Source organism: Komagataeibacter xylinus, assembly GCF_004302915.1.
Taxonomy (GTDB): Bacteria; Pseudomonadota; Alphaproteobacteria; order Acetobacterales; family Acetobacteraceae; genus Komagataeibacter; species Komagataeibacter xylinus_C.
Genome location: NZ_QQBI01000005.1, coordinates 143,772 through 163,820 on the forward strand (window position 1 = coordinate 143,772; position 20,049 = coordinate 163,820).

At 65.2% G+C, this 20,049-nt stretch carries 17 protein-coding genes; 12 read left to right on the top strand and 5 right to left on the bottom strand.

Features of this window, described 5'->3' with window-relative positions:
- Window positions 1–3 precede the first annotated feature (3 nt).
- Together DV027_RS05365 and pyk are read left to right on the top strand one after the other, a co-directional pair.
- On the top strand, window positions 4–1,002 hold the full coding sequence (locus tag DV027_RS05365) for an SH3 domain-containing protein (RefSeq protein ID WP_130730871.1): 999 nt from the start codon (window positions 4–6) through the stop codon (window positions 1,000–1,002).
- A gap of 27 nt (window positions 1,003–1,029) precedes the next feature.
- Window positions 1,030–2,469: a pyruvate kinase gene (gene pyk / locus DV027_RS05370; RefSeq protein ID WP_130730872.1), complete on the top strand. Its 1,440-nt coding sequence runs from the start codon at window positions 1,030–1,032 to the stop codon at window positions 2,467–2,469.
- A gap of 119 nt (window positions 2,470–2,588) precedes the next feature.
- Here the strand turns inward: pyk and DV027_RS05375 are convergent, their stop codons facing one another.
- On the bottom strand, window positions 2,589–3,491 hold the full coding sequence (locus DV027_RS05375) for a prephenate dehydrogenase/arogenate dehydrogenase family protein (protein WP_130730873.1): 903 nt from the start codon (window positions 3,489–3,491) through the stop codon (window positions 2,589–2,591).
- A gap of 47 nt (window positions 3,492–3,538) precedes the next feature.
- Window positions 3,539–4,606 (bottom strand): lysylphosphatidylglycerol synthase domain-containing protein, encoded by a 1,068-nt coding sequence (locus tag DV027_RS05380; protein ID WP_130730874.1) that lies wholly within the window; start codon window positions 4,604–4,606, stop codon window positions 3,539–3,541.
- Between the two features lie 193 nt (window positions 4,607–4,799).
- Between DV027_RS05380 and hpnA the strand changes: the two genes are divergently transcribed.
- From hpnA to DV027_RS05425, 9 genes are all read left to right on the top strand, one after another.
- Entirely contained in the window at window positions 4,800–5,795 is a 996-nt protein-coding gene (hpnA, locus tag DV027_RS05385; RefSeq protein WP_061273926.1) for a hopanoid-associated sugar epimerase, read from the top strand.
- A gap of 10 nt (window positions 5,796–5,805) precedes the next feature.
- A complete protein-coding gene (locus DV027_RS05390; RefSeq protein ID WP_130730875.1) occupies window positions 5,806–7,038 on the top strand; it encodes a glycosyltransferase in 1,233 nt (410 codons plus the stop codon).
- On the top strand, window positions 7,035–7,898 hold the full coding sequence (gene hpnC / locus DV027_RS05395; RefSeq protein WP_130730876.1) for a squalene synthase HpnC: 864 nt from the start codon (window positions 7,035–7,037) through the stop codon (window positions 7,896–7,898). The genes DV027_RS05390 and hpnC overlap by 4 nt, the downstream gene beginning before the upstream one ends.
- 84 nt (window positions 7,899–7,982) lie before the next feature.
- Entirely contained in the window at window positions 7,983–8,864 is an 882-nt protein-coding gene (gene hpnD, locus DV027_RS05400) for a presqualene diphosphate synthase HpnD (protein WP_130730877.1), read from the top strand.
- A gap of 4 nt (window positions 8,865–8,868) precedes the next feature.
- On the top strand, window positions 8,869–10,182 hold the full coding sequence (gene hpnE, locus DV027_RS05405; RefSeq protein WP_130730878.1) for a hydroxysqualene dehydroxylase HpnE: 1,314 nt from the start codon (window positions 8,869–8,871) through the stop codon (window positions 10,180–10,182).
- A gap of 278 nt (window positions 10,183–10,460) precedes the next feature.
- Window positions 10,461–11,141 carry a phosphorylase family protein gene (locus DV027_RS05410; protein ID WP_130730879.1) on the top strand — a complete coding sequence of 227 codons (681 nt, stop codon included), beginning with the start codon at window positions 10,461–10,463 and terminating at the stop codon, window positions 11,139–11,141.
- 26 nt (window positions 11,142–11,167) lie between these two features.
- On the top strand, window positions 11,168–11,374 hold the full coding sequence (locus DV027_RS05415) for a hypothetical protein (protein ID WP_130730880.1): 207 nt from the start codon (window positions 11,168–11,170) through the stop codon (window positions 11,372–11,374).
- A 92-nt stretch (window positions 11,375–11,466) separates the two neighbouring features.
- Window positions 11,467–12,681: an acetate/propionate family kinase gene (locus DV027_RS05420; RefSeq protein WP_130730881.1), complete on the top strand. Its 1,215-nt coding sequence runs from the start codon at window positions 11,467–11,469 to the stop codon at window positions 12,679–12,681.
- A 38-nt stretch (window positions 12,682–12,719) separates the two neighbouring features.
- Window positions 12,720–15,089: a phosphoketolase family protein gene (locus tag DV027_RS05425; RefSeq protein WP_130730882.1), complete on the top strand. Its 2,370-nt coding sequence runs from the start codon at window positions 12,720–12,722 to the stop codon at window positions 15,087–15,089.
- A 175-nt stretch (window positions 15,090–15,264) separates the two neighbouring features.
- On the opposite strand, the gene DV027_RS05430 is transcribed toward DV027_RS05425, so the two are convergent.
- From DV027_RS05430 to DV027_RS05440, 3 genes are read right to left on the bottom strand one after another with little or no spacing between them, the layout of a single operon-like run.
- Complete coding sequence (locus tag DV027_RS05430) at window positions 15,265–16,008, bottom strand: amino acid ABC transporter ATP-binding protein (RefSeq protein ID WP_207303420.1); 744 nt, start codon at window positions 16,006–16,008, stop codon at window positions 15,265–15,267.
- Window positions 15,998–17,581 carry an ABC transporter substrate-binding protein/permease gene (locus DV027_RS05435; protein ID WP_130730884.1) on the bottom strand — a complete coding sequence of 528 codons (1,584 nt, stop codon included), beginning with the start codon at window positions 17,579–17,581 and terminating at the stop codon, window positions 15,998–16,000. The genes DV027_RS05430 and DV027_RS05435 overlap by 11 nt, the downstream gene beginning before the upstream one ends.
- A gap of 36 nt (window positions 17,582–17,617) precedes the next feature.
- The gene (locus tag DV027_RS05440; RefSeq protein WP_130730885.1) at window positions 17,618–18,598 is read right to left on the bottom strand and encodes a LysR family transcriptional regulator; all 981 of its coding nucleotides are present in this window, start codon (window positions 18,596–18,598) and stop codon (window positions 17,618–17,620) included.
- A gap of 542 nt (window positions 18,599–19,140) precedes the next feature.
- Between DV027_RS05440 and DV027_RS05445 the strand changes: the two genes are divergently transcribed.
- A complete protein-coding gene (locus DV027_RS05445; protein WP_242621739.1) occupies window positions 19,141–19,899 on the top strand; it encodes a class II aldolase/adducin family protein in 759 nt (252 codons plus the stop codon).
- Window positions 19,900–20,049: the final 150 nt, after the last annotated feature.

Consider the following 20,049-nt stretch of genomic DNA (forward strand, 5'->3'; position numbering starts at 1 on the left):
ACGATGGCGCAGTGCGTGCGGCATGAATTCCTTGCGCGGGTGGCCAGCAGGCCGCTGGTGCGTGGCACCCGGCGGTGGGGGTATCTGGCGGCCTGCGTGGCGGTGCTGGGCATGGAGGCGGGGCCGGTGCGGGCCGCAACGGCCACGGCCCACCATCACGCCCATGCGGCTGCGGACAAGGCGGCCACCAGCCTTGGCCATGCCCATGTGCATGGGGCTGGCAAGGCTGCAAAAAAGGCGGAAAAAGAGGCGGAAAAAAAAGCCGGGAAAACCGCGCATGCGGCGGGTCACCATCACCATGCGGCAGCCGTGGCCGCCGGTGTGGGCGCAGGTGCCGTGGCAGGCGCGGGGGTTGCGGCCAGCGCTGCCCACCCGGCCCCCGCCACGCCGCCCGCCGCCCCGCCCGATGCCGCAGCACTCGCGCCCGTCGATAACACCAAGGGCAGCGTGACCGGCCTGCCCCTGCCGCGCTTTGCCTCCTTCCGCGCCGATGAGGTCAACCTGCGCACCGGGCCGGGCCAGCGCTACCCCATTGACTGGGTGTACCACCGCCGGGGCCTGCCGGTAAAAATCGAGCGCGAGTTCGATGTGTGGCGCCTTGTCGAGGATTCGGACGGGCAGAAGGGCTGGGTCCATCAGGCAACCCTGGTGGGAACCCGCACGTTTGTCATACCGGGCCTGCCCCCCCAGGGTGATGCCCGGCAGGCGGGCCAGCCCACCGCCAAGGAGACCGACGTGATTGGCCGGGCCGATACCCGCATCGTGGGCCATGTGGCGGATGTGGCCGATGCGGCGGACATCAAGGGCGCGGTCATGCTGCATGCGGATGCCAACACCTCATCCGCCGTGGTGGCCGTGCTGCGCCCCGGCGTGGTGGGTACGCTGCGCCAGTGCCAGGCGGGCACGCCGTGGTGCAAGGTCTCGGTCAAGCAGTACAGTGGCTGGATCGAGCGCAGCGCCATGTGGGGGCTGTTGCCGCAGGAGGTCATAGCGCCCTCCTGAAAATGACGTGAACAGGCGGAGAAAGAAATGCCGGATACACCCTACCGTGCCATGCGCCGGACCAAGATCGTCTCGACCCTCGGCCCGGCCACGACCGACCATGCCACCATCCGCGCCCTGGCCGTGGCGGGGGTGGATGTTTTCCGGCTCAATTTCTCCCACGGCGCCCATGAAGACCACGCCGCCCGCCACGCGGTCATTCGGGATGTGGAGGCCGAGCTTGGCCGCCCCATCGGCATCCTGGCCGATGTGCAGGGTCCCAAGCTGCGGGTGGGCAATTTTGCCAATGCAAGGGTGCAGCTGACACCGGGCGCGCCCTTCCGGCTCGATCTTGACGCCGAACCCGGCAATGAAAAGCGCGTGAACCTGCCCCATCCCGAAATCATCGCGGCAGCGCAGGTGGGCAGCACGCTGCTGCTTGATGATGGCAAGCTGGCCCTGCGCGTGTGCGAGCGCGGCCCCGACTTCCTGCTGACCGAGGTGGTGGTGGGTGGGCCGCTATCGGACCACAAGGGCGTGAACGTGCCCGATGTGGTGCTGCCCATTCCCGCCCTGACCGACAAGGACCGGGTGGACATGGCCTTTGCGCTTGACCTGGGCATTGAATATGTCGGCCTGTCGTTTGTGCAGCGGCCCGAGGATGTGCGCGAGGCCCGCGCGCTGGCTGGTGACCGGGCCTGGATCATGACCAAGCTCGAGAAACCGCAGGCGATGGACAACCTGCACGAGATCATCGCCCTGTCGGATGCGGTCATGGTGGCGCGGGGCGATCTGGGCGTGGAACTGCCACCCGAGCGCGTGCCGCTGGCGCAAAAGCGCATCATCCGCATCGCCCGCCAGCTTGGCCGCCCGGTGGTGGTGGCGACCCAGATGCTCGAGAGCATGATCAACGCGCCCACCCCCACCCGCGCCGAGGCCTCCGACGTGGCGACGGCGGTGTTCGACGGCGCGGATGCGGTCATGCTCTCGGCCGAGACGGCGGTGGGGTCATACCCGCGCGAGGCGGTGTCGATCATGGACCGCATCGTGCGCCGTGTTGAGGAGGATGAAGTCTGGCGCCGCCAGATGGAAACCTCCAGCCCTGAGCCGGACCACGCCATTGCGGGCGCGATTGCCGCCGCCACCCGGCAGGTGGCGGCCACGGTCGATGCCGCCGCCATCGTGGCCTTTACCCTGTCGGGGCGGACCGCGCTGCGCATTGCGCGCGAGCGGCCTTCCTGCCCCATTCTTGGCCTGACCCCGACTGACGAGATCGCCCGCAGGCTGGCGGTGGCCTGGGGGGTGCAGGCGATCTCGGTCGGGCAGGAAACCCCGGTCCATACCGTGGAGAGCGTGGTGGACCAGGCGCTGGCCGTGGCCAAGGGCGATGGCTATGGCGTTGCGGGCGATGCGGTGGTGATCGTGGCGGGGCTGCCTTTCGGGGTGGCGGGCAGTACCAATACGTTGCGGGTCGCCACGCTGACCTGAAGAAAAATGGTGAAAGTTTTTGGGTGCCGCCTTTTTTCAAAAAAAGGCGGCGTTCTTTAGAAGCTTTTTGGGAAAAAGCTTCACCAAAAACTTTTATCTTTTTATTATCAAAGCGTCTTTCAGGCCTGCCGGTTCTCGATCAGGCTGCGGCGGATGGCGCGCCCGCGCTGGATGCGGCTGACAATCACATCCTCGTTGCCGGTGCGGATGGCGTGGCCCATGGCCTGCGCATCGGCAATGAAGCGGTCGAGCATGTCGAGCAGCGCCTCGCGGTTGTTCAGGAAGATGTCGCGCCACATCGTGGGGTCGGACGCCGCGATGCGCGTGAAGTCACGGAAGCCCGAGGCCGCGAAATCCAGCACTTCCGAGCGTGTTTCATCCGCCAGGTCATCCGCCGTGCCGCATATGGTAAAGGCCAGCAGGTGCGGCAGGTGGCTGACAATGGCGCAGACCCGGTCATGGTGCTCCACCGTCATGTCGCGCACGCGCGCGCCCATCATCTCCCACAGGGTCGTTATGCGCCTGAGGGCCGGGGCGGGCGTGCCCGCAGGCGGCGTGAGCAGGCACCACCGGTCCTCGAACAGGGTGGCGAAACCTGCATCGGGGCCGGAGAACTCGGTGCCCGCCATGGGGTGCGCGGGCACGAAGGCAATATCGGGGTAGGCCGCCAGCAGCGGGGCCATGGCCTCCATCACCGTCACCTTGACCGAGCCGACCTCGCTCAGGATCGCGCCCTGTTTCATGGCGGGCAGCACCTGGGCCGCCACCATGGCAATGGCCCCCACCGGCACGCAGATGATGACGCAATCCGCATCGCGCACGGCTGCTGCCGGGTCGGCCTCGACGTCATCGGCAATGCCCAGCTCCACCACGCGGGCGCGCACTTCGGGGCTGATGTCGCACGCGACCAGCCTGCGCGCGATGCGCCGGTCCTCATGCGCGCGGCGCAGGATGGAGGAGCCGATCAGGCCGGGGCCGATAATGACCAGCGTCTCGAACAGGGGGGCGGGCGTGTCCGTCATGGGGCGGTTTGTCTGGCTGTTGGGTGTGACACGAAAGGGCTGCGCGCTCAGTCCTGCGGCGGCTTGGCGGGCTCGGCTGCCGGCATGGGGGCGGGCGCCTCTTCCGGCTGCGCGGGGCTCTTGTGGCGCAGGGCGCGCATTTCCATCGCCTGCCACAACAGCAGCATGGGAATGCCGATGACCAGTTCCCGCCCGCGCCGCAGCAGCGACAGCCCCAGCGAGATGGAAGGTGCGATGCCAAAGGCCGAGCCAAGGGTGATGTAGGCCGCCTCCTGCACGCCAAGGCCCGCGGGCACGAGGAACGAGACGGACATGATGCCACATGCAACGCCCTCGATCGCAACCGCCCCGCCAAAGCTCAGATGCGCGCCGAGGAAGTAGTAGGCCACCCAGATCGTGGCGGCACTGCCCAGCCAGCCCACGTAGTGCAGCAGCGCGCCCTCCATGATGCGGCGCGGATGCGACCAGATGGCGTCGAAACGCTCCTGTATGCTGTCAGCGCTGCTCAGCATCGCGTCCTGCCACTGGGCGGCCATGTTGTGGCCGAGCATTTTGCCCGCGCGCTTGAGCAGGTCGCCGCCCCGGCGCTGGGTATAGACAAAGCCCGCAATGCCCATGGTCAGCAGCACGAGGCCGATGATGACCGGGCGCGCGAACGGGCTGGACTGCTGGTGGGCCACGAGGCACAGCACGGCGGTCAGGATGAACAGGATCTGGCCCATCACCTCGGTGGTGATGTCGACAAGGTTGGCGCAGGCCGCCTCGCTGCCATCGACCGGGCGGCCCTTGCCGCGCGGGGCGAACAGGTCGCTCGAGCAGGTGGCGCGGATGCCCAGCACCATGCCGCCAAGCTGCGAGAAGGGCAGGCACGACGCGGCGGCATCACGGATCATGCGCGACACCACCAGTTGCACGAAGGGAATGTCCCGGCAAGCCGCGTGCCAGGCAAGACCCAGTATTGCGTCGACTGCAAGCTGTGCCACCACGGTCGCCATGAACCCGACTGCCCCGATGGAGACGATGGCCTTCATCACCGATCCGGCCCCGAACCAGGCGGTGCAGCCAGTCAGCAGGGCCAGGCCGAGGAGGGCCAGCAGGATTGTGAGCTTTCTCAAAAAAGATCCGTCTTGGTCTGTTGGCGTCAGGACACCGGGGAAAATTGATGCCGCCGTGGCTGGTTTTGCCTGACTTACACTACAGCAGGGTCTGGCGCCACCGGGAGGTGTCGGGATAAATGGAACGCCCGCCGGTTGCGAGTCCGTATCGCAATCGTGAATTCTGTCCCCTGACGGAGTGATCGTTCAGACCATGACTGCCCCAACCCTTGTAACCGGTGCGACCGGTTTTGTCGGCTCGGCCGTTGCCCGCAATCTGGTGGAGCGTGGCCATACGCTCAGGCTCATGGTGCGCAAAGGCAGCGACCTGACCAACCTGCGCGATCTGCCCGCCGAGCTGGTGGAAGGCGATCTCTCCACCCCCGAAAGCTTTGATGCGGCCGTGAAGGGCTGCCGCTACGTGTTCCATGTCGCGGCGGATTACCGGCTGTGGGTGCCCGACCCGGTGCCGATGATGGTGGCCAACGTGGAGGGCACGCGTGGCCTGATGCTGGCGGCGCAGAAGGCGGGGGTCGAGCGGATCGTGTACTGCTCCTCGGTCGCGGCGCTGGGGCTGATTGGCGATGGCACCATCTCCGATGAGGAAACGCCGGTGCATGAACATGGCGTGATCGGCATCTACAAGCGCTCCAAATACCGCGCCGAGCAGGAAGTGCTGCGCCTGGTGCATGAGCGCGCGCTGCCTGCCGTGATCGTGAACCCTTCCACGCCCGTAGGCCCGCGCGACATCAAGCCCACACCTACCGGCCAGATGATTCTCGACTGCGCGGCGGGCCGCATGCCCGCCTATGTCGATACCGGCGTGAACATCGTGCATGTGGATGACGTGGCCGAGGGCCATGCCCTGGCGCTGGAACGCGGGCGCATTGGCGAGAAATACATCCTGGGCGGGCAGAACTACCTGCTGCGCGACCTGTTCGCCATGACTGCCGAGATCGCGGGGGTGGCGCCGCCGCGCATCAGCCTGCCGCAGGCGGTGATCTGGCCGGTGGCGGTGGCGAGCGAATGGCTGTCCCGCGCTTTTGGCATTGCGCCCCGCGTCACGCGCGAGATGCTGGCCATGTCGCACAAGAAGATGTTCTTCTCGTCAGACAAGGCGATCCGTGAACTCGGCTACGCCCCGCGCCCCGCGCGTGAGGCGGTGACGGACGCGATCGACTGGTTCCGCCAGCACGGCATGCTGGATTGAGCCATCTGCCATGCTTGTGCTTCCCCTTTCCATTCTGACAGCGGTCATCTGGCTCGGGCTTATTTTCTGTCATGGCCGCTTCTGGCAGGCGGGGCCGGTGCTGGCCCCCGTTTCAGGCCCGCAGCTTGATGCGGCCACCTGCCCCGATGTGTGCGTAGTGGTGCCCGCGCGCGATGAGGCGCCGTCGGTCGCGGCGTGCATCGGCTCGCTGCTGGCACAGGATTATCCCGGTGCGCTGCATGTCGTGCTGGTTGATGACAACAGCACCGATGGCACCGGGCGGCTGGCGCGCGCCGTGCCCGACCCGTACCGGCGGCTGACCGTGGTGACCGGAAAGGCGCGGCCTGCGGGGTGGAGCGGCAAGCTGTGGGCCGTGGCGCAGGGTGTGGCGCGCGCACGTGAACTCGCCCCCGATTCCAGCGGTTTCGTGCTGCTGACCGATGCCGACATCACCCACGACCCGCGCCATGTCTCGACCCTGGTGGCCAAGGCGCAGGCAGACGGGCTCGACCAGGTATCGGAGATGGTGGAGCTGAACTGCGCCAGCCCTGCCGAGCGCATGCTGGTGCCGGCTTTCGTTTTCTTTTTCGCGCTGCTCTACCCGTTTGCCAGCGTGAACAACCCGCGCAGCAGGGTGGCGGGGGCGGCTGGCGGCACGGTGCTGGTGCGCTGGAGTGCGCTGGCGCGCATTGGCGGCATCGAGAGCCTGCGCGGCGCGCTGATCGATGACTGCACGCTGGCGGCCCACGTCAAGCATAGCGGGGGGCGGATCTATCTGGGTCATAGCTGCCTGGCGCGCTCCATCCGGCCCTATCCGCACCCGTCCGACATCTGGCGCATGGTGGCGCGCACGGCCTATGTGCAGCTTGGCTATTCACCGCTCCTGCTGGCGGGCACGGTGATCGGCATGGTGCTGGTATGGATGCTGCCGATGCAGCTTGCGCTGTTCACCCACGGGCTGCCCTGCGGGCTTGGCGCGGGGGCATGGGTGCTGTCCATGGCATCCTACACGCCCACGCTGCGCCGGTTTGGCCAGTCGCCCGCCTGGGCGGTGTTGCTGCCGGTCATTGCGGGGTTCTATACGCTGGCCACCATCGGCTCGGCGCTCGACCACCATCGTGGGCGGGGCGTGGTCTGGAAAAGCCGCGCCTATACCGAACCCGATGGCGCGATCTCGACACATATGCGCGGCGAGGGTACTGCAACGGTAATGAACCGCACCATGGGGGATGACGTAGGGTGAACACGGATGAGCAGGATGTATGGGGCAGCGCGGATGTCTCGTCGGGCAAGGATGCCGGGGATGAAAACTTTCCCGTAGGCTCCCTGCTGATCAGCCGCAGGCTGCGCCCGCATGTGCATGCCTATTATGATTTCGCCCGCGTGATCGATGATATCGTCGATACCGACCAGCTTGATCCACCTGCCAAGATCGCCCGCCTCGACGCGATGGAGGAGGTGGTGCTCGGCACGCGCCTCGCCCCCCACCGCGCTGATGCCCAGACGGCGGTGCGCATGGGCCAGACGCTGCGCGAGACAGGCGTGCCCGCCACCACGGCCACCGACCTGATCGTGGCGTTCCGGCAGGATGCGGTGAAGAACCGCTACGATTCGTGGGAGGAACTGGAGGAATACTGCCGCTATTCCGCCAACCCCGTGGGCCGCTTCCTGCTTGAGCTGCATGATGAGGATCCCGGCACGTTCGGCCCGTCGGATGCGCTGTGCACGGCATTGCAGGTGCTCAACCACCTGCAGGACTGCGCCGATGACCTGCGCAATCTTGACCGCTGCTACCTGCCGCGCCCGTGGCTTGCGCAGGCGGGGGCCAGCATTGATGACCTGCGTGGCCGCCATGCCAGCCCCGGCCTGCGCCGGGTGTTCAACCAGATGCTTGACCGGGTTGATGAACTCAACCGCCGCGCCTCCCTGCTGCCCGGCCTGATCCGTGACAGGCGCATGCGCATGGAGGCGGCCGTGATCGTGGGGCTGTCAAAGCGGCTGGCGGCCCGGCTGCGCGGGGAAGACCCGGTGGCGGGCCGGGTCAAGCTGTCACGCGGGGATGTGCTCGCAGCCCTTGCGGGGGCGGTGCGCACGCTGGTCTGATCAGGCGTGATTTTGTCCTTGGGGGTGATTGCCGCTAAGAACAGGCGCAACTGTTAATTCGTAAAGTGAACGGAACACGCGGGAATGGGTTTTTTGCGCGCGCGGCATGATGAGGCGCCGGTACTGGGCTGTGATGCTGCCGACCTCGCCGAGGTCGAGCAGGTCGTGGTGCGGTCGGGCACGTCCTTTGGCAAGGGCATGCGTATCCTGCCGCCTGACCGGCGATATGGCATGTATGCCGTCTATGCCTTCTGCCGCCTTGTCGATGACGTGGCTGATGACGAGGGCGAGGCGGAGGACAAGAGCCGCAGGCTCGAGGAATGGCGCGCCCGCATAGCCCGGCTCTACGGCGGTGAGGCGCGTGATGGCATTGACCGCGTGCTCATGGCCACCATCCGCCGCTTCGACCTGCGCCAGCAGGATTTCAATGACGTGATCGACGGCATGGAGATGGATGCGCGCGGCCCCATCGTCGCCCCCGACGAGGCGACGTTCGACCTGTATTGCGACCGCGTGGCCTCCGCCGTGGGGCGGCTTTCGGTGCGGGTGTTTGGCGATTCCTCGCCTGCGGCCGACCAGGTGGCCTACCATCTGGGCCGTGCGCTGCAGATCACCAACATCCTGCGCGACGTGGCCGAGGATGCCCGCCTTGGCCGCCTCTACCTGCCGCGCGACCTGCTCGAGCGCTTTGACATCACCCCAAAGCCGTCGGCGGTGGTGCATGCCGGGCGGCTGGAGCAGGTGGGGCGCATCCTGGCGGCCCGCGCGCATGACCATTTCCGCGCGGCGGCCGCTGCCATGGCGCGGTGCGACCGCACGGCCATGCGGCCCGCGCGCCTGATGGGGGCAACCTATGCCGCCATTCTCGGCGCGCAGGAGCGGCAGGGCTGGGGCACGCCAGAAAAGCGCGTGTCGCTCTCACGCCCGCGCAAGGTGCTGATCGCGCTGCGCGCGCTGGCGGGCTGAGGCCATGGCGGGTCATGTCCATATCATTGGCGGTGGGCTTGCGGGCCTGTCCGCCGCGGTCGAGCTGGCGGGTGGCAGCGAGCAGGTTACGGTGTACGAGGCCGGGCCCGCCTGTGGTGGCCGCGCGCGCTCCTATCATGACCGGCATCTTGACTGCCGCATCGACAATGGCAACCACCTGCTGCTGTCGGGCAACCCGGCGGTGTACCGCTATCTGGGCCTGATCGGGGCGCAGGATACGCTGGTGGGGCCGAAGCGCCCGGTCTTTCCGTTCATTGACCTGGCCGACCGGCTGCGCTGGACGCTCGACCTCTCGCGCGGGCGGGTGCCGCTATGGGTGCTTTCAAAGCGCAGGCGTGTGCCGGGCATGCGGCTGGCCGAGCTGCGTGGCCTGCTGGCGCTGATGGAGGCCACGCCCGACATGGTGGTGGCGGACTGCCTGCCTGCGGGCAGCCTCTCGCGCCGCCTGCTCGAGCCATTCGCCATATCGGTGCTCAACACCATGCCCGATACCGGCAGCGCCGCCCTGCTGGGCGCCGTGGTGAAGGAAAGCCTGGCCCGTGGCGGGCGCAACTGCCTGCCGCGCTTCCCCGCCATTGGCCTTTCGGAAAGTTTTGTGGACCCTGCCCTTGCCCATCTGGCCGTGCTCAGGGCGCGGGTGCGCACGGGCAGCCGGGTCAGCGCGGTGGAGTTCACCCGTGGCGGCCCGGTCACGGCGTTGCTGCTGGGTGCGGAACGCATTGAAATCAGCCCCGATGATACGGTCATCATGGCCGTGCCCGCCCCGGTGGCCTCCGGCCTGCTGGCGGACCTGCCCGGGTTTGGCGCGCCTGATGCGTTCGAGGCGATCCTGAACGTGCATTTCCTGCTGCCGCAGGCCCCGGTGCTGACCGGCGGGCTGGCGCAGGCGCATTTTATCGGGGTTGTGGGTGGCATCAGTGAATGGGTGTTCGCCAAGGACCGCATCCTGTCGGTCACGGTCAGCGCCGCCAACCGCTATGCCGGCCGTGACCTGGATGAACTGGCCCCCCTGATCTGGAACGAGGTGCGCGCCGCCATCGACCCTGCGGCCACGACACCGCTGCCGGTGGCCATGCCGCCGCTGCGCATCGTGCGTGAAAAGCGCGCCACCTTTGCCGCAACGCCCGCGCAGGACCGCCTGCGCCCCGGCACGCACACCATGGTGCCCAACCTTTTGCTGGCAGGCGACTGGACGGCCACGGGCCTGCCCGCCACCATCGAGGGCGCGATCCGCTCCGGGGCTGCGGCCGCGCGCGCGGTGCATGACCGCAAGGGCGCGCCGGGCCGACCGGGATGAGGCACGACAGGCGGGCTGTCGGCCTGCGCCTGCACGCGGGCGATAATATATGATGGCCATGGCGACCGGGGCAGGCGCCGCGTTGCGTATGTGTCGCGCCGACAGGGTGGCGCTGTCCCTTCCGCCCGCACGGAGCGCGGGAAAGGGCGGCGGCCACCGTATGGCACAACTGGCTTTAGCCGGGTGTCGGGCGGGTGAGATCAGGGCTGATGGCCGTGTTGCGCACTGTCCGGCCACCTCGGTCATGGCTTGTGATAATGGCAGGGGGATTCATCAATATGTCCGGTAGCACAGCAGTCTCTCCGTTTTCCCGGTTGGGCATCGTGGTGGGCATGGAGGCGGAAGCCGCCCTTATCCGCCCCTTCCTGCCCCATGCCCGCTTTGGCCTGAGTGGCGCGACCCTGTCTGGCGCGCGGCAGGCGGTGCTTGACCTGCTTGAAGGCGGGGTGGATGCGCTGCTCTCCTTCGGGCTGGCGGCAGGGCTTGACCCGGCGCTGCAGCCCGGTGCCGTGGTCGTGCCGCATAATGTGCTGGTCAATGGCGAGCGCCTGCCCGCTGCCCCCACGCTGCTGTCATGGCTGGGAGCTGACCGGGCGGATGTGGTAGGCGGCGACCTGCTGCATAGCGATGTGATCGTAACCGCCGCCAGCCGCAAGATGGCGCTGTACCGCGAGACGGGATGCGTGGCGCTGGACATGGAAAGCGGCGTGGTGGCGGAAATGGCCGCTGCCCGCAAGGTGCCCTTCGCCGTGCTGCGCGTGGTGTGCGACCCCGCGGACCGCACCCTGCCGCCTGCCGCAGTGGTGGCGCTGCGGCCTGATGGCAGCCTTGCGGTGGGTGCACTGGCCCGTAGCATCGTGTGCAATCCGTTCCAGATTCCCGCCCTGATCCAGGTGGGGCGTGATGCGGGGCATGCGCGCACGGCGGCCAGGGCCGTTCTGGCCCGGCGTTTTGGCTGACATGCCGCATCAGGAAAAAGTTTTTGGTGAAGCTTTTTTCAAAAAGCTTTGAAGAATGCAGCCTTTTTGAAAACAGGCTGCATCCGGAAACTTTTATGGCCTTTTATCCGGCGTCTTTCCCTGATTCTGCGTCGGTTAGAAAAAACTTTTCTCCTTCCCGGCCATTGGGCCACCTGCGTGGTGCGGAGGCGCCATGTGGCGTGATGGCTGTTCTCCTGCCCGCTTTGGGTTAGGCTGGGTGCGGCCAATTGATTCGCATCAATGTCAGGTCCGGCAGATGGGCGTGACATGCTGCCGGTTCTAGGCACGCAGCAGGGAGAGAGGCATGACACGGGCGGTGCTCGCACTCAACGCAGGTTCATCCAGCCTGAAATTTGCCCTCTTCGCCATTGAAAAAGGCGAGACGGCGGCCTCCCCGAGCCATCGCATCGCCTCGGGCGAGCTTGAGGGAATCGGCAGCCACCCCCATTTTGTCGCCCATGACGCGGGTGGCCGCGTGCTGGTGGACGAGACATGGGCCCCCACCGCCGATGGCGCGAATCTCGACAAGGCGCATCTCGGCCCCATGGCCACCCTCATGGAATGGGTGGGCAAACAGCTTGGTAGCGTGGACCTCATGGCCGTGGGGCACCGGGTGGTGCATGGCGGGCCTGAGTTCATCGCCCCCGTGCGCATTACGCCCGATGTGCTGGCGCGGCTTGCGGCGCTGACGCCGTTTGCGCCCCTGCACCAGCCTGGCAGCCTTGCCCCCATCCGCGCGCTACTGGCGCAATATCCCGACCTGCCGCAGGTGGCGTGTTTCGATACCGGCTTTCATCACACCCTGCCTGCCGTGGCGCAGGCGCAGGCCCTGCCGCGTGACTATGCGGCGCGTGGCGTGCGGCGCTACGGGTTTCATGGCCTGTCATATGAATACATCGCCTCCGCCCTGCGCGAGCGCGCACCGCACCTGGCCAATGGGCGCACGCTTGTCGCCCATATCGGCAGCGGTGGCAGCCTGTGCGCGCTTCAGGCCGGGCGCAGCATTGACACCACCATGGGTTTTTCGGTGCTGGACGGGCTGGTCATGGGCACAAGGTGCGGGCATCTCGACCCCGGCGTGATCCTGTACATGCTCAAGGAAGAGGGGCTGGGGGCGGCCGAGATCGAGAACATCCTCTATCACCGCTCCGGCCTGCTGGGCGTGTCCGGCGTTTCGGCCGATATGCGCGACCTGCACGCCAAGGCAGGCACCAGCGCCGAGGTGACACAGGCGCTGGACCTGTTTGTCTACCGCTTCGCCCAGCAGGCGGGGGGCATGATGGCGGCCCTGCAGGGGCTGGACGGGCTGGTGTTTACCGCAGGCATTGGCGAGCATGACGCCATCATCCGCGCCGCCGTGTGCGCGCGGATGGGCTGGGCGGGCATCCGCCTCGATGCGGCGGCGAATGCCGCGCACCACGAAATCATCAGCACGGCCGATAGCGCCGTGGAGGTGCGGGTGATCCCCACCGACGAGGAAACGACAATCCGCCGCCACGTGCTGATATGTCTGGGCTGAGCGCCGGGCAGGAATGGACCATTCTGGAAGGAACGGAAATGAGTGAAACCGCATCCGCAACACCGCTGTCCACAGCGGATGTCGCGCTGTTCAACAAATGGTGGCACGCAGCCAACTACCTGTCGATTGCCCAGATCTACCTGCTGGCCAATCCGCTGCTGCGCGAGCCGCTCAAGCTCGAACACACCAAGCCGCGCCTGCTGGGGCACTGGGGCACCACGCCGGGGCTGAACTTCCTGTACCTGCACCTCAACCGCATCATCCGCGAACAGGATCGCAGCATCCTGTTCGTGGCAGGCCCCGGCCACGGGGCGCCGGGCGTGGTGGCCAGCACCTACCTTGAAGGCACGTACACCGAATACTTCCCCGAAGTGACGCAGGATGCGGACGGGCTGGCCAGGCTGGTCAAGCAGTTCTCCTTCCCCGGTGGCATTCCCAGCCATGCTGCCCCCACCACGCCGGGTTCGATCAACGAAGGCGGTGAACTGGGCTACTCGCTCTCGCACGCCTATGGTGCGGCGTTCGACAACCCCGACCTGGTCGTGGCCTGCGTTGTGGGCGATGGCGAGGCCGAGACCGGGCCGATGGCCACGTCATGGCACAGCAACAAGTTCCTCGACCCCAGGACCGATGGCGCGGTGCTGCCGATCCTGCACCTCAATGGCTACAAGATCGCCAACCCCACGGTGCTGGCCCGCATCTCGCCCGATGAACTGGTGAGCCTGTTCAAGGGCTACGGCTATGACCCGATCGTGGTGGAAGGCCATGACCCGGACATCATGCACCAGAAGATGGCCGTGGCGATGGACACGGCCTTTGCGAAGATTGCCCAGATCCAGAAAGCCGCGCGTGAGAAGAACGACACCACGCGCCCGGCCTGGCCCATGATCATCATGCGCACGCCCAAGGGCTGGACCTGCCCCAAGACGGTGGACGGCCTGCGCACGGAAGGGTACTGGCGCGCCCACCAGGTGCCCATTACCGACATGACCAACCCCGCCCACCTCAAGCTGCTTGATGAATGGCTGCACAGCTACAGGCCCGAGGAACTGTTTGACGAAAACGGCACCCTGATGCCCGAAATCGCGGCCCTTGCCCCCAAAGGCGACCGCCGCATGAGTGCAAACCCGCATGCCAATGGCGGCCTGCTGCGCCGTGACCTGCGCCTGCCGGATGTGACGGATTATGCCGTGAGCGTGGAATCACCTGGCCACGCACTTGGCGAGGGCACGCGCGTGCTGGGCACGTGGCTGCGCGATGTGATGAAGGAAAACCTGCCCGCGCGTAACTTCCGCGTGCTGGCGCCGGATGAAAACAACTCCAACCGCCTCAACGCCGTGCTGGACGTGACCAACCGCGCCTGGAACGCCGAGACCTTCGATTACGATGACCATCTGGCCGTTGATGGCCACGTGATGGAAATCCTGAGCGAGCATACCTGCCAGGGCTGGCTGGAAGGCTACCTGCTGACCGGGCGGCACGGCTTCCTGTCGTGTTATGAGGCGTTCATCCACATTGTGGACTCGATGGTCAACCAGCATGCCAAGTGGATCAAGCAGGCGGATGAGGTGTCGTGGCGCGCGCCGATCGCATCGCTGAACTACCTGCTCACCTCGCATGTGTGGCGGCAGGACCATAACGGCTTCAGCCACCAGGACCCCGGCTTCATTGACCATGTGCTCAACAAGAAGGCCAAGACGGTGCGGGTGTTCCTGCCGCCCGATGCCAACACCCTGCTGTGCACGGCCAAAACCTGCCTTGAAAGCCGCGACCGGGTGAACGTGATCGTGGCGGGCAAGCAGCCCGAGCCGCAATGGCTGGACATGGACTCCGCCATCGCCCACTGCGCCAAGGGCATCGGCATCTGGGAATGGGCGAGCAACGACAAGGGCGGCGAGCCTGATGTGGTCATGGCCTGTGCGGGTGACGTGCCCACCATCGAGACGCTGGCGGCCGTGCAGTTGCTCAACAAGCACCTGCCGGACCTCAAGATACGCGTCATCAACGTGGTGGACCTGCTCACGCTTGAATCACGCAGCCAGCACCCGGATGGGCTGGAGGATTATGTATTTGACAGCCTGTTCACCACCGACAAGCCGGTCATCTTCGCCTTCCACGGTTATCCGGCGCTGATCCACAAGCTGATCTACAAGCGTACCAACTGCCGCAACTTCCATGTGCATGGCTACCGCGAGGAAGGGTCCACCACCACGCCGTTCGACATGACGGTGCGCAACAGCCTCGACCGCTTCCATCTGGTGCAGAACGTGATCCGTCGCGTGCCGGGCCTGGCCGAAAAGGCGGCCTATGCCAACGAGGCGATCAGCGACAAGCTGGTCGAGCACACGCGCTATGTGGCGCAGTACGGTCAGGACCTGCCCGAAATCAGGAACTGGCGCTGGTCATAAGACCTGTCCAATCGTTATGGGAAAGGGAGCCGCAAGGCTCCTTTTTTCATGGGGTATCAAAAGCGCGTTTTAAAAAACCCGTTAACGATCAAAGTTTTTGGTGAAGCTTTTTTCAAAAAGCTTCAAGGAACACCGCCTTTTTGAAAAAAGGCGGCACCCGGAAACGTTTATGATCCTAGCCAATCATCTGGTTCAGGAACTCCCGTGCCCGCTTGGTCTGTGGGTTGGTGAAGAACTGCTCGGAGGGCGTGATTTCCATGATGCGCCCCTGGTCCATGAACACGATGCGATCGGCAATATGGCGCGCAAAGCGCATTTCATGCGTGACGCACAGCATGGTGATGCCTTGGGCCGCAAGGTCGTTCATGATCGTGGCTACGCCGGACACGGCCTCGGGGTCGAGGGCGGCGGTGGGTTCATCAAACAGCATGATCTCGGGCTGCATGCACAGCGCGCGCGCAATGGCCACGCGCTGCTGCTGGCCGCCAGAAAGCTGGATGGGGTATTTGCGCGCCTGCCCGGCAATATTGACCTGCTGCAAAAGGCGCATGGCCAGTGCCTCGGCCTGCGCGCGCGGCATCTTGCGCACCATGCGCGGCGCCAGCGTGCAGTTGTCGAGCACGCTGAGATGCGGGAACAGATTGTAGTTCTGAAACACCAGCCCCACGAGCGCGTGCAGCCGGATCAGGTCGGTCCGTGCGGTAATGGGCTGGCCATTGATGTGCAGCGAGCCTCTGTCATGGGGTTCGATACGGTTGAGGCAGCGGATCAGCGTTGACTTGCCCGCGCCAGATGGCCCGAGCACCACGACCTTTTCGCCGCGCCGCACGTCAAGGCTGATGCGGTCAAGGGCTACGAACCCCTTGTACAGCCTGCTCAGGTTGCGTATCGACAGCACGGCGCCGGGGTCAGGCTGCATGCGCGCCCGCCGTGTCATGCCCGGCCCATGCAAAACGGCGTTCGACGCGCTTTTGCACCAGCAGGAAAAAGAAGACCATGGCCAGGTAGTAAACCAGCGCCGCGGCATAATACTCGGTAAACTCAAATGTGCGCGCGACCTGGATCTGGGTGACCGCCAGCAGTTCCTGCACGGAGATGACCGAGGCCAGCGAGGTGGTCTTGAGCAGGCTGATGAACGCGTTGATGGTGGGCGGCAGGGCGATGCGCAGCGCCTGCGGAAAGATGACATGGCGGTAGACCTGCCCGCGCGACAGGCCCAGCGCATGGCCCGCCACCGCCTGGCCGGGGTCGATTGCGCTCAGGGCCGCGCGGTTGATCTCGACCTGATAGGCGGATTCATTGATCGAAAGCGCCAGCCACGTGGCCAGGAAGGGGGTGAACCATGCCTCGCGGAAAAATGGCAGGAACTGGGGCAGCGCGTTCCAGATGAACAGGAGCTGCAGCAGGGTCGGCGCGCCACGGAAGAGGGCGACATAGGCCTTGATCCCTGCCCTGAGCATGGAGTCCCGCCCATTCAGCACCAGCGCCATGGGGATCGAGATGACGATGGCGGTCAGATGCGACACAACGGCCACGGCCAGCGTGATGAAGGCCCCGCGCAGGAAGGCGGCGGAGGTCAGGGCGCCAAAAAAAGTACCCCAGCGAAAGGCTGGCGCCGGTGCGTGCGCGCCCGGCGCCTGCGTGGCTTCGGGCGTTATGGCCCATTTCTGCGCAATCGCGGCCATCTGCCCGTTATCGCGCAGGGTGGCAATGGCGTGTTCGAGCAGCGCCCTGTCAGGGGTATCCTTGCGGATATAGAGCGCGAAATTCCGGTATTCCGGGTACGGGGGCGTAAAGATCACGCCCAGCCTGCCGTGCAGCTGTTCGCGCCGGTAGGCCAGTTCCACATCCTGGCTGGCCAGTGCAAAGGCGCGCCCGATCAGCACCTGCTGCACCACCTGTTCCTCGGTGGGGTATTGCGCGATGATCATCGGCGCGTGGCCTGCCGCCACCAGCGCCGCGTTTTCCTGCGTCAGGCGCGTGCTGTAGCTGGTGCCGGCCTGCACGGCCACCTTGCGGCCCGACAGGTCCGCCATGCTGCCGAGGGACTGCGTGCCCGCGCGTGCCACGATGACCAGGGCCGTATCCTGATAGGCCACGGCATCAAAGTTGCGTTCACGCTGCGGCAGCCTGACGAGGCCACTCGCCACCAGCCCGCAGTGCCCTGCCGCAAGGCTTGGGAACAGGCCGGTAAAATCCATGGTCGTGACATCCAGCGTGACATGCCAGTAGGCCGCCAGCGCATGGGCGATGTCCATGTCGATGCCGTCCACCGCCTTCATGTCGGTGCCGTTTATGAATGTCATGGGGGGCAGGGTGGGGTTGGTGCAGACCCTCAGCGTGCCATCATGGATGAAGCCGGGCAGCGGCGGGGGCATGTCCGCCCGTGCCATGCAACTGTCTGCCAGCACGGCGGCCAGTACGATGACAAGGGTGGCCACCACAAAGGGGGCGGCGCACAGGCATCTGAGCCGGGCCATCACAGAGGTCATGCGGTGGTCTTTACGGGCGCGCATGGGGGAGCGGATTCAGCAGGCTGCCTCCAGGATGGCGCGAAACGTATCATGCATGAGGCCCGTCTCGGGGTTGGGGCGGGCGAGGAAATAAAAGCTGGTTTCAAGTTGCAGGCCGTCGAGCACGATGCGGCGCAGCAGCCCGTCATGCACCAGGGGGGCTGCAAAGGGTTCGGGCAGAAAGCCCAGGTAATTGCCTGACAGGATCAGCAGGGCGCGTGAATCGACATTTTCCGCCGCCGCGGCGAAGTTCAGGTGCGGGCGCAGCCTGTCCCACATGGGCGAGGTGGCGGCACCGGAGACCGTAATCATGCGCTGCTCGGCCAGGATGGCGGGCGTGATCTCGCTTTCGGGCAGGCTGAACAGGGGGTGGCGCCTGCCACAGAACAGGTGCAGTTCCTCATGAAACAGGGCCGTGGCCTGTATATCGCCCGCATGGCGCGGGTTCAGGGTAATGCCCGCGCAGGCCTGCCCGTTAAGTACGGCAAACTCCACCTCACGCGCGGAGGTGGAGCGGATATCCATGAACACCGCCGGGTAGCGGGTGGTAAAGGTTTCAATGGCGCGCACCAGCACGGTGTCACCATGAATCTGGATATTGTCGGGCACGTACAGGCAGAAGCGCCCCGCCAACGTGCCGCTGGCCTCGTTGATGCGCTGCTGGAAGTGCGCGATATCCGAAAACAGGGCCTCGGTTGCCTCCAGCACCAGGCGCCCTTCCGCCGTCAGGGCAAAACCGCTGCGCCCGCGTGTGCACAACCGCAGGCCAAGCCGGTTTTCAAGGGCCGCGATGTCGATGCTGATGGAGGACTTGCTCTTGCCCAGCGCCACTTCGGCTGCGGCAAAACCGCCATGTTCGGCCACGGTGCTGAACACGCGCAGCTGCCGCAGGTCCACTTCGGCAACCTGTCCGTAAAAACCATCCGCCTTGCGGCGCGTGGCTGTGCCGCGCGGGGCAGCGGCCTTGCGGGGTGATGGGGCAGGTTGTCGTGTCATGCAAAACCGATCCACCAAATATAGGGCATGAATGCACTGCTTTCCCGTGGGGGGCGTTACTGCTCTGTCGGTCCTGTCTGGTTCGTTGTCGCCATTATCCATAAACCGTAATGATAGGGGAGGAAAGCGTTTCCGCCTGCCATGGGGGTGATGTGAATAAAGTAGTATATCTATATAATACTGGAAACAATAAGAAAGTTTTTAATATATATTTCAGTAATATTCATAAAAACGCCAGGTTTTTCAAAAGAAGGATGCCCGGGAAATTTCATTGTTTCCCGGTGGCGTATTATTTCAAAACATGTTTTCGGGCGTCTGGCTGGAGCCTGGCTGAAAAGTTGGCTCCAATAAAATACCCTGAACTCATAAAAGTTTTGGTGAAGCTTTTTTCAAAACGCTTCAGAAGACATCACCTTTTTGAAAAATTCCTGTTTACGCGCGGCACGTGGTGGGTAATCGTCGCGCCGTGTCGTATGTCAGGGGGCTGACCATGCTCCACAAAGGAGCGACAGGCCTGCCACAGGAAGGAATATTCACGAATCATGTCTTCCCTTTCGCCTGCGCCCGCAATGGCCCCGACCGAAAAGGCCGTGCGTGAGGATCTCGCCGCCGCTTACCGGCTCATGGCGCTTTTTGGCATGACCGACCTGGTCTATACCCACCTTTCGGTCAGGCTGCCGGGGCGCGAGCATGCCTATCTGGTCAATCCCTTCGGCTTCCTGTTCGAGGAGGTTACCGCAAGCTCCCTGGTGGTGGTCGATGCCGATGGCCTGCCCCGGCAGGAAACATCATGGCCGATCAACCCGGCGGGGTTTGTCATCCATTCCGCCATTCACCGCAGCAGGCCCGATGCCGCCTGCGTCATGCACACGCACACGCTCGCGGGCATGGTGGTGGCGTCGCAGGAGCATGGCATCCTGCCGCTGAACCAGATCAACATGGAATTTTATGGCCGCGTTGGCTTCCACCCCTATGAGGGGATTGCGGCTGATGACAATCTGAGCGAACGCGAGCGCCTCGTGCGCGATCTTGGCACGCATAACGCGCTGATCCTGCAAAATCATGGATTGCTCACCGTGGGCGCCACCATCGCGCAGGCCTTCTATCGCATGTATTACCTTGAGCAGTCCTGCCGCATCCAGATTGCGGCGCAGTCCACGGGCGTGCCTTTGCATATCCCCTCCGAGGCGCAGATCCTGCGCGCGCGCGGGCAGTTTGAGGATGACCCCGATGAAGGCCGCCTGATCTGGCAGGCGCTGCGGCGCAAGCTTGATCGCGAACAGCCTGATTACCGCGACTGAACCCCGTAAGGGCAGGCATGGGATGGCGTTTATCTGAAGTTTTCTGAAAAAAGCTTCACCCAAACCTCTCTATTCACCTGGAACTGAAATAAGCATCATTATATGATATTCCTGTCGCACTGACGGGAGCAGAACGATGGCGGGACGACA